Origin of the sequence: Clavibacter michiganensis (genome assembly GCF_021216655.1) — a bacterium.
GTDB classification, from domain to species: Bacteria; Actinomycetota; Actinomycetes; order Actinomycetales; family Microbacteriaceae; genus Clavibacter; species Clavibacter michiganensis.
In genome coordinates this window covers 2,366,537-2,379,316 of the sequence record NZ_CP080437.1, presented here as the reverse complement: position 1 = coordinate 2,379,316, position 12,780 = coordinate 2,366,537, and the positions used below count along the sequence as shown (strand labels likewise).

General features: G+C 65.6%; 13 protein-coding genes and 1 pseudogene. 7 read left to right on the top strand and 7 right to left on the bottom strand.

What is annotated here, in order from left to right; translation table 11 throughout:
- Positions 1–48: 48 nt before the first annotated feature.
- Both K0V08_RS11310 and K0V08_RS11305 read left to right on the top strand, forming a co-directional pair.
- Positions 49–429, top strand: a complete 381-nt coding sequence (locus K0V08_RS11310; RefSeq protein ID WP_227266782.1) for a hypothetical protein — start codon at positions 49–51, stop codon at positions 427–429.
- A gap of 48 nt (positions 430–477) precedes the next feature.
- Positions 478–663, top strand: coding sequence for a hypothetical protein (locus K0V08_RS11305; protein WP_079535010.1), 186 nt, complete (start codon positions 478–480; stop codon positions 661–663).
- 640 nt (positions 664–1,303) lie between these two features.
- On the opposite strand, the gene K0V08_RS11300 is transcribed toward K0V08_RS11305, so the two are convergent.
- The 4 genes from K0V08_RS11300 to K0V08_RS11285 all read right to left on the bottom strand — a co-directional run bounded on the left by K0V08_RS11300 (position 1,304) and on the right by K0V08_RS11285 (position 3,864).
- Entirely contained in the window at positions 1,304–2,050 is a 747-nt protein-coding gene (locus K0V08_RS11300; protein ID WP_128517009.1) for a trypsin-like serine protease, read from the bottom strand.
- Between the two features lie 309 nt (positions 2,051–2,359).
- Positions 2,360–2,623 (bottom strand): DUF3892 domain-containing protein, encoded by a 264-nt coding sequence (locus K0V08_RS11295; RefSeq protein ID WP_011931277.1) that lies wholly within the window; start codon positions 2,621–2,623, stop codon positions 2,360–2,362.
- A gap of 612 nt (positions 2,624–3,235) precedes the next feature.
- Complete coding sequence (locus tag K0V08_RS11290) at positions 3,236–3,376, bottom strand: hypothetical protein (protein WP_167435291.1); 141 nt, start codon at positions 3,374–3,376, stop codon at positions 3,236–3,238.
- A 320-nt stretch (positions 3,377–3,696) separates the two neighbouring features.
- The gene (locus tag K0V08_RS11285; protein ID WP_153259457.1) at positions 3,697–3,864 is read right to left on the bottom strand and encodes a hypothetical protein; all 168 of its coding nucleotides are present in this window, start codon (positions 3,862–3,864) and stop codon (positions 3,697–3,699) included.
- Positions 3,865–4,160: 296 nt separating this feature from the next.
- Here K0V08_RS11285 and K0V08_RS11280 point away from each other — a divergent pair, with 296 nt between their 5' ends.
- A complete protein-coding gene (locus K0V08_RS11280) occupies positions 4,161–4,424 on the top strand; it encodes a hypothetical protein (RefSeq protein ID WP_011931276.1) in 264 nt (87 codons plus the stop codon).
- A 389-nt stretch (positions 4,425–4,813) separates the two neighbouring features.
- On the opposite strand, the gene K0V08_RS11275 is transcribed toward K0V08_RS11280, so the two are convergent.
- Positions 4,814–4,990 (bottom strand): hypothetical protein, encoded by a 177-nt coding sequence (locus tag K0V08_RS11275; RefSeq protein WP_167435290.1) that lies wholly within the window; start codon positions 4,988–4,990, stop codon positions 4,814–4,816.
- A 579-nt stretch (positions 4,991–5,569) separates the two neighbouring features.
- Between K0V08_RS11275 and K0V08_RS11270 the strand changes: the two genes are divergently transcribed.
- The 3 genes from K0V08_RS11270 (at position 5,570) to K0V08_RS11260 (ending at position 8,530) form a co-directional block, all read left to right on the top strand.
- Entirely contained in the window at positions 5,570–5,977 is a 408-nt protein-coding gene (locus K0V08_RS11270; RefSeq protein WP_094106711.1) for a hypothetical protein, read from the top strand.
- 551 nt (positions 5,978–6,528) lie between these two features.
- Positions 6,529–7,533: a type IV toxin-antitoxin system AbiEi family antitoxin domain-containing protein gene (locus K0V08_RS11265; protein ID WP_079535072.1), complete on the top strand. Its 1,005-nt coding sequence runs from the start codon at positions 6,529–6,531 to the stop codon at positions 7,531–7,533.
- Positions 7,526–8,530, top strand: a complete 1,005-nt coding sequence (locus K0V08_RS11260; protein ID WP_079535073.1) for a nucleotidyl transferase AbiEii/AbiGii toxin family protein — start codon at positions 7,526–7,528, stop codon at positions 8,528–8,530. The genes K0V08_RS11265 and K0V08_RS11260 overlap by 8 nt, the downstream gene beginning before the upstream one ends.
- Before the next feature lie 907 nt (positions 8,531–9,437).
- Here the strand turns inward: K0V08_RS11260 and K0V08_RS11255 are convergent.
- A complete protein-coding gene (locus K0V08_RS11255) occupies positions 9,438–10,292 on the bottom strand; it encodes a chymotrypsin family serine protease (protein WP_011931272.1) in 855 nt (284 codons plus the stop codon).
- A 957-nt stretch (positions 10,293–11,249) separates the two neighbouring features.
- On the opposite strand from K0V08_RS11255, the gene K0V08_RS11245 reads away from it, so the two are divergent.
- Positions 11,250–11,957: a hypothetical protein gene (locus K0V08_RS11245; protein ID WP_128517031.1), complete on the top strand. Its 708-nt coding sequence runs from the start codon at positions 11,250–11,252 to the stop codon at positions 11,955–11,957.
- A 192-nt stretch (positions 11,958–12,149) separates the two neighbouring features.
- On the opposite strand, the pseudogene K0V08_RS11240 reads toward K0V08_RS11245, so the two are convergent.
- Positions 12,150–12,762 (bottom strand): annotated as a pseudogene (locus K0V08_RS11240) (recombinase family protein).
- Between the last annotated feature and the right edge of the window lie 18 nt (positions 12,763–12,780).

Here is a 12,780-nt window from a genome sequence, read left to right as displayed (position 1 = left end):
TACATCCGGCCTCGCCTTGCCGGCTCCTGCTCCGGACACGGGCCGTGTGTGTCAGCCGCTCGCTACATCTTGACGCGATGCGACGATGACCGCACGACCCTTGAAGACCACACCTCCATCGACGCGGTTCTCATCCTCGAAGCCCTGGCCCGGCTGGTTCGCCTCCCGGGAGTGGGCGAAACCGAAGACAATGAGACATGCGCAGCCCGCATCGACGGCGCCGCACAAGCTGTCATCCGCGACGCTGGCATCACCGCCGAGGATCTGAACAAGGCACGGCAGGAGACCGCCGCCGAGTGGGAGGTCGGCATGATCTTTGCGCTGCTTCCCGGTGACGAGGTCTTGAGGTTCTTCGCGGACCTGCTCAGGACAGCGCGACGGTTCGGGCCGAGGATCTTCACAGCGGAGCCCCCGGAGACCGCGCGCTGATGACCACCACATGACGACGGCATCACCTACTCAAGGAGGAGAACGGGCATGACCAACTACGACGAGCTCGCTGTGCGCGCCGAGCGCGGTGAGCTCGCGCTCATCCCCGGCACCCAGAGGCGCAGCCGCGCCGCCCGCACGGAAGCCCAAGCCATGCTCATGGACGCCACCGGCACGGACAGCCTCACCGCCGCCATAGCCGTCGCTCTCGGCCGCCCGCGTCTTAACGAGTAGTCGCCGGCCGAGTCGAGGACCCCAGCGGTGAGGTCGACGACCGGATCGTCCGCTCAGCTCTTCCTCCCCCAGCCCTTCCGTCGGACGCGCCACGCCCCGGCCAGACGGGACCAAGGGGCGCGACCTGCTCCATCGAGGCGACTTGCGCTTCGGCCAGCGTCCGTACGGCGCCGATCCGAACTCGCTCGAGGGGAACGTCGAGAACGACTGCCGCGCAGTCCCGCGCCATGATTCGGATCTCCTGTGTCGATCGCGCTTGCGTGACCGCGCCCACTGCAGGGATGACGACGATCCAGTAGCGGCCTTCGCGGTAGACGTACACGTGCAGCAGGAGCGGCATCGCTCTCCCTCACCAGACTCCAGGCATCGCCCGAAGAGAGCACCCTACCTGTGCTCCCACGTGGCCTGCAGTCCCGGAGGATGTGCAAGACGGCGGCGAGCACCACCGGCCGTCGGAGCGAAGCTGCTCTATCCGTCCCGCAACCGACGGTTGGCCCGGCGCGCCGTGTAGACCCTTGCGGGCCATCGCTGCGGGACGCTCGCGTCCGCGGTGCTCCGCGGCGAGCTCCGACCGCTCGCGGGACGTCCCACAACCCAGGCTTGCGGGACGCCTGGTGTCGAGCCGAGGAACGACGTGGGGTCAGTTGGCGGGTGCGAGCTTGTAGCTCGACAGTTCGTGGAGGACCTGCGCCATCGGGGTGTAGACAAGGAAGTGAGTGTTCGGCACGTCGCCGGAGATGATGCCAAGCAGCCGCCTGTCCTTGCTGACGACGGGGCCGCCGGAGTCGCCGGGCCGCAGCGCTCCCACGGCGGCTGACTGTCCAGCCGCAAGGTGCTCATACGCCCTGAGGACCCCGACAGGCAGGCTCGTGGGCTGGAAGTCGCAGATGACGCCGGTGACGTGCCCGCTCGTGCAGAACGTGCCCGTGGCCGACGGAATACCCGTCCCTGCGATCGCTCGCCGCCCGACGATCGGTGAGGGCGGTGCGGTCATGAAGACTTGGCCGTTGGCTCGAGGGGTGAAGGTCTGGATCGGGCTGCATGTTGCGGGGGTGGAGTGGCCGGCGCAGTGCAGGGTCATGTTGTCGCGCGAGGGCGATACGCGGACCAGCTCGATGTCAGATGCTGCTGACTGCCAGACGACGTCTCCGATGTCCTGCTGCGCGAAGTAGATGGGCGAGTTGAGCGGAGCGCAGTGCTTGGCGAGGACGAGGTAGCGAACAGCGCGCTGATATGGGGTGATCCGCTGGAAGATGCTGCTGGGAACGAGCACGGCTCCGACGCTGCAGTAGCCATTCGGAACGCCGACTTCGGAACCGGCGATGATGGGGAAGTTTCCGCGGTCCGGGTTGCTGAGTCCGTTCGCGTAGGCGGGTGTTCCCGCCATGCAGGTCAAGACAAGGGTCGCCAGCAGAGCGAGAAGAGCAGCCCCTATTGAGCGCTTGCGCTGGATGGTGTGATGGCGAGCAGGCAAGAGTTCCTCCGTAGCGTGGGCTGTCCGCCATGGGGCGGTCGACGCGACCGTAGGTTGGCGCGCCCGCTCGAGGAGCTGTCTCTACACAGAGACGCGACAGAGCATCACCGAGCGATCGGCGCCAGCACGAAGTGGGCCCGTCTCGCAACCCAAGGGTTGTGGGACGTGACAAACGCCCGCGGCGGGAGGGGCGACATGGCCTCCCCTCCCGCCTTCACCGGATCATGCGTCGGGCAGGTCGCGCAGGTTGTTCCTCGTCGTGTTGTCTGAGTCGGTCCGAAGGTACTTACCCTTCGGATCCGGCACGACGCGGATCTCCGTGCGCCCGGCGGTCTTCCACGGCACGTGGTACGTGTGCAGTCGATTCTCGATGTCGTAGATCGCCTGAGCCTTCGACACAGGTGACCACGAGCTACCCCGGTCGGCGAGCGACGTGATGTCGCCGTCGCGGTCCTTGCCGGTCTGTCGTACGGCACGGTCTGCCATGAGATGTTCCAATCTGGACGAGCATCACTTGGGCCGAAGGCACTCGGGTAGCGCCCCTTGCGACGGTGTTAAGGTCGATGAACCGGCCTGGAAACTGGTAAATCGGCCCCGTACCACTCGGCTTCCCCGACGGGTGCGGGGTCGTACTACGTTCCGCCGCTAATTCTACGGGCGGGGTACGACATGTTCGTGGCGCGCCTGTTGTAGAACCCCACATGTTGTGGTTCTGTGACGATCTGCTCCTAGGCATAGCTGCGCTGCTGTGGCGCCCGGGAACTGGCGCCATCAGTCCTGGCGGCGGTTGCAGCTCTCACAGGTCATCGGTGGGCCGGACGGCGGCGGATGGTCGACGGGACCAGGAGCCCGCCGGCGAGGATCACGGCCGCCGACGTCGCGCACGCCGGCGACGAACGCGCACGCCACGGCCGCGGCGAAGGTCGGCACGTAGCCGGCCGCTGCGAGGACGACCCACGTCCTAAAGGTTCCGGGACGTCCCGCGAACGGCCGCCGGGCAGTAGTCGCACCGTGGATACAGCGGCGCCCCCTCCCCGGAAGGGGAGGGGGCGAGAATGCGGCGGGTCGTCGTCGCGTTCGTCCGATGAGGCGGCGGGCCTACTTGCCGCCCTTGGCCTGAGCGAGGGCGCTGGCGGCGATGCTCTTCGAGTTGGCCGACGTGCGGCCGTCGCGAAGGATGCCGGACGCCTTGCTGGCGATCGACGGGCTGGTCACCTTGCTGGAGGATTTCTTACTCATGGACGCTCTACCTCCTTCCTCACCTGCGTAGCGATGTACGCTCGGCTGATCCCATCTCACAAGGATGCTGAGCTCCCCTCCGACGACCTCGGTGGGGTTCTTCGCTTTAAGAGACCGACGACCCGCAGATGAGGGCAGTCGGTGGCCGGGGGCGAGCCCCGGTGGTCTAGTGGGCGCTGCGTGCAGCGCGGCATCGCTCGCGGACGTCACAGGGCCGCCAAGCCTCGGCCGGCGTACTTGATGAACGCCGTGTTGGGCTCCTCGAACTCCCACAGGAGCATGTACCGCTGGGGACGACCCGGGACCATCACGGCCACGGCTTACGCCCCCGGGGGCTTGAGGTACGTCTGCCGCAGCTGCACGGCGCCGTTGGGCGGCGCAGCCTCGAGCTCCCCGATCACGCGATCGAACGCGTCAGCGAGCAGCGTGTCGCGCTCGTCGTAGTGATCGAGCTGATCTGCTGCTTCGTCTGCGTATGCCAGGTTCATGATCCAGCCAGCGCGCACCCCTTGGCCCATTTGTGCACAGGTGGGCTGTGCCCCTGTTGGGTTTCACCCACGTGTGTTCGCGTCCTTACTCAGTGATCCACGGATCACGAAGCGTGAGGCTGATACCCCTCACGGTCAGCAATGAGAGCGCCCCCCGGCCCCGGCTGGAGGCCCGCGCAGTTGTAGGTCCAGACATGGGTCTGCGCTAGCCACCCCAAAGAAATATAAGAAAACCTGCCCCTCATCAGGGCACGGCCTTTCCGCACCCACGTAGACGGAAAGAAGAGAGACGAGCAATGACCTCCACCATCGCCCCCACCTTCGTCCAGATCGACGCACGCAAGCGCGCAAGCCTTGGATCCATGGCGAAGTTCGACCAGTACCTCGTCCGCGAGGAGCCGAACGGCACGATCATCTTCGAGCCGGCCATCATCATGACCCCAGCCGAGCGCGAGTTCATGAACGACCCCGAGCTGGTTGCCGCGCTCGCCCGCGTCAACGCCAACCCGGAGCGACGACGCACCCGAGAGCGCCGCGGCGCACGAAGCACCGCCGTCTAGGCGAGTACGAACAGGAGCGGCCGGGACCCACCAGGGTCCCGGCCGCTCGTGCATTGGACCCCAGATGGTCGTCTACGGCATACGTCCCCCGCTCGAAGAGAGCTCGCCGCGGCCGCCCAGCCTCATGCCGGCGCTCGTCCGTACGGTCGAACCGGGAGAGCGCCACATCTGAGCGGCTGCCCACTGCCGAGAGCAGCCGGCGCCCACGAGGGGCGCCGACCGCCCTGCGGCGGGGAGCGACCTAGGCGACGAGCTCGAACCAGGTCTTGCAGCGGGCGCACTGCATGTCACCGGTGGTGACCTGCGAGAACGGCCCGTGCTCGTGGCGACAGTGAGGGCAGGGGATGAAGATCCAGCCCTTCACGTACTTCGTCTGCGCCCGTCGGCCCTCAGTGCTTCGTGGGGTCGACGAGCGTGAACGTCTGCCCCGGCTTCGGAGTGGGCGGCAGCGGGTTGCCCCGCGTCGACGTCCGCTCCTCGCCGGTGTGGCCCCCACGGGGTCCACGGATCTCGTACTGCCCGGAGCGCGGCGTGGGGTCTCCGGACGTCAGCGGCGATGAGGCCATGGTGATCAGTTCCTTACTGACCGAGCTCGATGTGAGCCATGGGCGCTTCCGTCGCGCCCGACGATGTAGGTTCGACGCACTGGCCTGCCAACCGGTACTTCGACCCCGCAACGCTCGGCTCGCCCGCAGCTTGCGGGGTCGTCTCATGTCTTCGCTCACTATATGTAGTACGACCGACGCTGTCCTAGTCACAACATGTTGTGGGCGTGTTATCCCCAGGGTGGGGAAAAGTCCACCCCCGTTGTCCACAGGTAGATCCCCACTTCGGGGGGCATCATCCGGTCTCGCTCGGCAGCCTCCGCCGGCGCATCCCGAGCGCGAGGCGGCCATGTGAGCGCGCCGCCGCGGGTGCTCCGCGCGCTCGGACAGCGGCGCGATGCCGCTCACTGTCGAACGGCAGCTCGTCCACCCGTCGGTGGTCGCTCCTGCGCGCGTCGACGAGCGCGGCCGGACGCGGACAACGTGCCGCCGCTCACCACCTACCCGAAGATGGTCCATCCGTCGGTGGCCCTTCGTACGCTCGTCGATGAGCGCGGCCGGACGCTCCCACTCGATCGCATCGACGGAGGAGAGCACCCGGTGAGCAGGGTCAAGAGCAAGCTCGACGGCATCGACAGCCTCGTGCGCAGCACAGGACAGCACCCGTGGGCGCACCTCCAGGCCGGCTACTGGCGGATCCAGGTCGAAGACCGTCCTGTGCTCGGGTACGTGATCCGGCACCGGGCGGAGCTCGGAGACCCGTTCACCTTCGACGTTTACGCCGACGCCCGCAACGACCAGGGCCAGCGCATCTGGATCCGCCGCGAGCCCTCGCTGGACACGGCCGTGGCGTGGATGGTGCAGCACAGCGCCGAGCTGATCGCGTTCGCGGCGCGCTCGCGCTCAGGTAGCCGGGGGCCGGCGGAGACGACGGCCGCGGAACATGCCTCCGCCGACGTCGACCAGGCCCGGGAGCTCGGCCATGTAGAGCGCGGCCAGTTCGGGTGACGCGGCCGTCGCGTGGATCGTCACGCGCCGGGCGTCCGCGACGGGCAGCAGCTCGGGCAGCAGGAGGATGCGTAGCGCACGGCCACGGCCCGTTCCCGGTGCCGCCGCGATGTGGTCCCCGATGTGCCACCCGGCGCGGGTCCCGAACAGCGCGAGCACGACGTCGCGCTCGGGGCTGAGGTAGTACCGCGTCCACGGGCACATGACGAGGACGTACCACCATTTAGTCCAAGCCCTGCACGAAGGCCACCCCAGCCGAGGCGCCAATCTTCCCGCCTCGGCGGCGGGCGGAAGCTCCACGGCCGACGCCGCCCTTTGAGATCGAGGCCGCACAGTCTTCAGTCGATCGCCGCTTCCCACCGAGCTCGAGAGAACCGCGCTCGCGTGGATGCGATGTTGAGGACCCTGTCGATGAGGCTCACAGGCGGGCTCTGACGACAGCCAGCGCAGGCCGCCTCCGGGGCAGGGAGGCGCCTCAGAGCCAGAGCGGTTGCGGCTCCCGATACGAGAAACCGCTTGGAATGTATCTCCCAGAGAGATACAATCCTCACATGAAGTCCCTCGATGCCCTTCCTCTCCTTGCAGAACTCACCGCAGGGCAGTGGGGCATGGTCACGACAGCCCAGGCCGAGGCCGTCGGGGTGTCCCGCCTGCAGCTGTCACGACTGGCTCAGCGCGGCCTACTCGAGCGGATGGCACACGGCGTGTACCGCGATGCCGGCAGCGCGCCGGGGGAGTGGGACCCGATCCGAGCAGCATGGATCAGCACCGACTCACGTAGGACGGCAGAGGAACGCATCACATCGGGTGACCCTCGCGCTGTGGTCGGCGGTAGCACGGCGGCTCACCTCCACGGCTATGGCGACCTGCAGCCGGAGCCCTACGACTTCATCACCTCGAAGCGCCGCCAGTCGCAACGGAGCGACGTCCGCTACCGGCAGGATCAGCTCGACCCACATGACGTGACGGTCGTCGCCGGGCTCCCGACGACGACCGTCGAACGCACCATCGCCGACCTCGTCCTCGAGGACCAGGACCTCAGCCTGGTCGCGGACGTGCTCGCCGATGCTGTCCGCGCTGAGTCCATCGACCTTGACCGCCTCGCCGATCTTCTCGAGCCGGCCGCCCGGCGCCCCGGCCGGCCAGCCGATGATGGAGCCGGGTTCCTCCACCGGCTCCTCGAGCTCGGGGGAGTGGACGCCGCCTCTCGGCTCCGGCGGGCTCTCGAGGGTGCATCCCGAGGCAACGCGACGGCATTCAATGCGGTGCAGGTCAGGATCGGCGAGGAGATCGCGAAGTCGCTCTCCCGCTCGATCCTTGAGACGTCGGGCGTCCTGCCGGACATCTCTCGGATCGCATCCGCGGCGATCGGACGGATCGGCGTCTCGGAGATCGTCAGCGAGTCGGTCGCCCGTGCGCTCAGGCCGCAGACTGGCTACATTTCGGAGATGCTCCTCAGCGAGATCCGCGGCATCCCCGCGCGAACGCAACGCACCAGCGATCGCTCCGAACAGAGCAGAGCGCGCGAGAGCGCGACGAGGGACTCCGGTGCCTGACCTGCTGGGCTACAGCTCGGGTCCCGCAGCCAGGGCCGCGATCAAGACGGCCGCGCAGAAGGCCGCGCAAGGGGCATCGCCCTCCGTGGGCGATCTCATCAAGCAGACGATGTTCGATCGCTTCCTCTGCCGCGTGTTCGCCGACGACGAGCCCATGTTCGTGCTGAAGGGAGGGACGGGCATGCTGGCGCGCATGCCGCGCAGCCGTTCGACGCTCGACATCGACCTGGCGGCAACGGAAGGCGCGCTCGACGCCGCCGTCGACGAGCTCGTCGAATGCGCATCACGGGATCTCGGCGATCACTTCCGCTTCGTCTACAAATCGCGGACAGAGCTGCTCACCGGCGAGAACCAGCCGTACACGAGCGGATGCCGGGTCACATTCGACGCGTTCCTCGGAGTGACCTCGCACGGCAAGATCGGGATCGACCTGGCCGTAGGCCACATGCCCTCGGCAGCACCCGAGCGTCGAGCGCCGGCGAACCGGCTGACGCAGCTCAAGTTCCGCACGTACGACTACCTGCTGTACCCGCTCGTCGACCAGGTCAGCGACAAGCTCTGCGCAACGATCCAGGTGTACGGCCCAGAAGGCCGGCCGTCGTCACGGGAGAAGGACCTGGTCGACCTCGCCATGATCGCGTCCTTCGAGACCGTCGACGCGGCCGAGCTCCGGGTCGCCGTCAGCCAGGAGTTCCTGCTTCGCTCCCTCGAACCGGTCGATCACCTCACCGTGCCCGAGCACTGGGGCGCCGCATATCGACGCATGGCCGCGACGACGCCGCTGGCGGATCACCGCCCTCGGATCGAGGATACGGTGGAGCTCGTTTCTTCATTCCTCGATCCCGTCCTCGACGGAACCACCACCGAGGGGCGTTTGGATCCGGCCACATCGACGCGGGTCGCAGGCGAGGGCAGATCCTCGCGAGGACGGGTGACGCGCGCAGTTGTTGAAGGCGATTTATTGCCCTTCTCACAGCTTCGACTCGCGCACCGCTAACGAACGTTATGTCGCGGTTTGGTCCATCGAGCGAGACTGGCCGCTCCAGACCATAGCCGTCTCACCAGACTCGGTACGGCTTGTGGTCGGCACTGACCCGCCACGTCCACTGCATGGCCGCGAGAACCGGCCCCACGGCGGCAAGATGGTAAGTCCACGGCTTGCATATCGGATTGGCTAGGTAGCTGACGACGTGGAACGGACCTGCGGACGATACGGTCAGGTTCACGAACGCAACGGTCTCGTTGAGGCCCTTCCTTAAAACTAGACAGGTGCCACCCGCCGGCAGCCCGGGGCCAAAGACGCGAACTGATCCAATGTCGCTGTTCTGGCCTGTCCAGACGGCATCGAATTGAATCGTTCGCGGGCCTTTCAGGGGCGTAAGTCCGGGTTCATTGCCCGGTGCCTTCGCCGAAGTGGGGACTGCGACCCCACCGACGAGGAGGCAAAGCAAGGTCACGAAGACGAGTCCGGCTCGGACGAGGCGGACCTGCGCTTTCGGCTGTGAATTGTAGGGCAACGTTCTTCCTTCTGGTGATACCGGAGGCGAGGGGCTGAACCACACACCGATGGGCAATTGCGCAGCGTCAGATAACTTTCGCGGGTGTGGAGAGGAGCACGCTTCTTCTCTCCACAGGGAGGCTGTCTCGCGTCGAGAGACCGGCGGTTTGCGCGCTCCCGGATGCCGATGACACGCTTGCTGCGCCGCGGCATGAGTTACGGCGACGTCGATGATCTAATAATGTTAGTGCTCGCAGCGCTTACGATGACATTAATCTCAGACAGGGTGATCATTCACGTGACCTTCTACTTGCTGGAGGTTTAAAGAACCTGCGTGAGCGTCCGCTTGTTGTTTGCGTCCAACACTTACAGTCCCCACCATGCACCCGTCGTCAATAACAACTGATCAATCCCCTGAGGCCAATTGATAATCGTGGAGCTCGGATAGCACCTGCGACATTGGTGTGTATAACATGAGCGTCGTGCGGGGCAGGACGCTGGAGATAATCCCCAGCAATTCGGCAGAATAGTTTACTACAGGTCCGCCTGAGTCGCCCGGATCGAGATTCAGAAGCTGGCCCGATTCACCTGCAACCAGGTGCTCATACGAAAGCGGTGTTCTCGGCGGAATACTCACACCATGCCAGATGCACTGTACTCCGGTTGACCATCCACTGGTGCAGAACCGATCGTCGTCCGCCGCTCCCGAACCGGTGACGGGGAGGCGCGCCACGTGACCTCGTGCTGTCATAAATACTTGACCGGCCGCTCGTGCCGTGAAGGTCTGAAACGGGCTACAAACCGCCGGGTTCTTGGGGTGATGCGCCACACAAATGAGCGGCGAAGGGTCTGGTCGCGGCGAGACGCGGACGAGTTCGATATCCGACGTTGCAGATTGCCAGACGACGTCACCGAGTATTGACGTGCCGACGTGAATGGGGGCATACATGCGTGCACAGTGCTTCGCGATGACGAACCATCGCGTGGCTCTTTGGTATGGCGTGATGCGGGAATAGATGCTGCGTGGAATGAGGACGGCTCCGACCGTGCACGAACCGGTGGGCGTGTTGACCTTACTGCCGGCTACGACCGGCTCGCGGATGCGGTCTGGATTCGAAGGGATCGTCACTGCCTGCGCTGGCGTGGCATAGTTGAGCGTTCCTGTCAGAACAGCCACCACAGTAAGAAGGATAGCTGCTTGGCGGCGAAGAACCCCGCGCGTGTGACGTGCTTGTGCGGCGTGCGATGCTTGAACCGCCACGGCGGCCTCCTCAAAGTTTGTTCGATAGACGATTCGTCATCGGACAAGCTATCTGCCTTCGGCGCGTGTGCTCCGAGTCTCTGCACAGCTCCGACCTGTCCCGTCGGTGAGGCCTACCCGTTCGGCCGTCGCGGACCTGCCATACCGGTACCTTCGCTGCTTTCGGGGACGTCGGACTGACCGATCGTGGCGCGCAGGGAGCGATCGCCGCGGGAAGCGTTCTCCGTCGTGCTTCCAAGTCGCACCGGACTCCTGGGCGTGCGTAGACGTCTTGACTGACTTTAAGATCGCGGACGTGCACCTCTCGAGCGGGACGCCGCTGCCCTATACCGCCGACGGGAGCTACGGTATTCAGACTTTGGCGCTAAGGCATGTCTCTTAGACGGCCTATCTAGGCGATGACGGCGTTGAGGACGACGGGAGTGCAGTAGACGATCGCGAGCTTGTCGTACCGGGTCGCGCGGCCACTCCACTGCCTCAGCCGACAAATCCGCGCTCGATGACGTTGCGCTATTTGTTGTCGACCGGGTTGTAGGTCAAGGGCCCACCATCTGGCTGTCCGCGAACTTCGGCGACGGCCGCCGAGGTCGCGGTCAACCGCGCGACGCTTGGCCACGGAATCGACGACTCATGTCGTCTCGATCTCGCGCTTCGCTTGCCTGAGCGCGGCCACTATGGTAGGTACCATCGCGCCTACGATCGTGGACGTGCCGACGTCGCCGCCGCCGCCGAAGTTGAGCACCCGGAGGCCGACGTCGGCCGCATCGAGCAGAGGCCTGTAGAGACGGTGTCGCGGATGACGCTGTAGGCGTCCGGCCGGGCTGAGCCGTGGAACCAGGCGGCCGGAACAGGCGAGGTGTGCCGGGCAAGCAGCCTGTGTAAAACCCGCCAACGGTTCGCGGCCGCCGCGTAGCTTATGGGCTTACTTATCCAATTCGGACGATTGAGCATGGTTCCATGAAACCTTCTGTCTCCTCACCCTTTCCTTTCACTTCCCGGGACTACCGTCGTCGAAGTCGGGCCATAGTCTCCACGATTGCGACACTGAGCATCGTCGGGTCGCTCATGACGGCGGCTCCGGTAGCGAATGCCGCTGAAGAGTCGATCGCCGACGCTGTGCGTGACGGTTCGTTTCTGCAGAACGTCGTCGACGGGCGCATCAGCGTTGACCAGCTCGTCGACGCAAGTATCGCCGGACACGCGCAGGGAGTCGCCACTCTAGACCGCGCCATCTTACCTCAAGGAATGACGGCCGAAGTGGAGCAGCTCCGCAGTACTGGCAGCATTGTCGGCTGGGGACAGCTGGGTAGCGACACGGACCAGGGCCAACCCGTGATCCTGCAGTCCGCAGCGACCGCCGCCCCCAACCCGGCGGCTGGTACGCAGCTATCGTTCTGGCGCAAGTTCAAGCACTTTTTTCATCATTGGGTAACCGCCAGGATTACCGCCCCTACCGGAGGTGCCCTCCTCGGCGGCGGCACAGCGGTGGGTATCGCGTCCATCGTCGCGGGCGCGTTCGGGCTGATCGCGTCCGCGATCATCATAAGCATCGGCGCCGTCGCATTCATCACTCTCGGGTCGGTCGCAGTAAGCTGCTATTCTCGGCATCTGAAGTACCTTTACATCAAGTTCCCTGACCTTGGAAACAGCCATTGCGGTAACTAGCTCACCTCTTTCCTCGAATGACCGACCCCTCGGGTACTCATACAGGTCACGGTTACCTAATGGGCACGAACGTCCGGAGGACGTCTACCAGCATCGCTCACCCGCCTCCGATCCGTGTTAGCCGCCTATCTCAGAAGACCGGTCCGGCGGAAGGGTCCGGGCAAGGGGGCTAATGGAGATATACTCGGAGGCCTACCAACGCGGGATCGCGGCTGCTGCTTCGGCTTTCTGAATGTCCGGAAGTCGGGGGTATAGCGTCGCCCTGGACATGCCCGTGACGCGCGCGAGCTGGGTGGCCGGCTCGCCGGCATCAATCAGCCGGGCAGCGTTCGCAACTTGACTGTCGGTGAAGGCCTGGCGCCGGCCGCCCAGGTCCTCGCCCGCAGCCTGCCGCTTTGACAGCGAGTCCGTGATCCGCTTCCGCTCGATCTGAAATTCTATCTGCGGCGGCGCCGCCATGACGGTGAACACCATCGACCCCATCGGGGTCGCCGTGTCCTAATCTCCCCCGCCAAGATTTAACACCCGAAGCGATGCTCCCCTCCCCGGCAGGTCCTTTACTAGTACGAGCATGTTGTGCGTTCATCGGCCCCAGCCGGTCGAGAGTCGTGATCGCGAGGGTGTCGCCGTCGTGCCGCGCGCGCAACGCCTCATCGAACACCGGCCGGGACGCGCGAGCTCCCAAGACGCCGTGATCGACGTAGAGGTCATTGCGCCGATCGCCGGACGCGAGGAGGTCCGTCGCCTGTCGGTCAGTGTCCTGCTGACGCGTCGACACCCGCGCAGACCCGATGAGCTTCCTCACGACGACCAACCTGTGTCA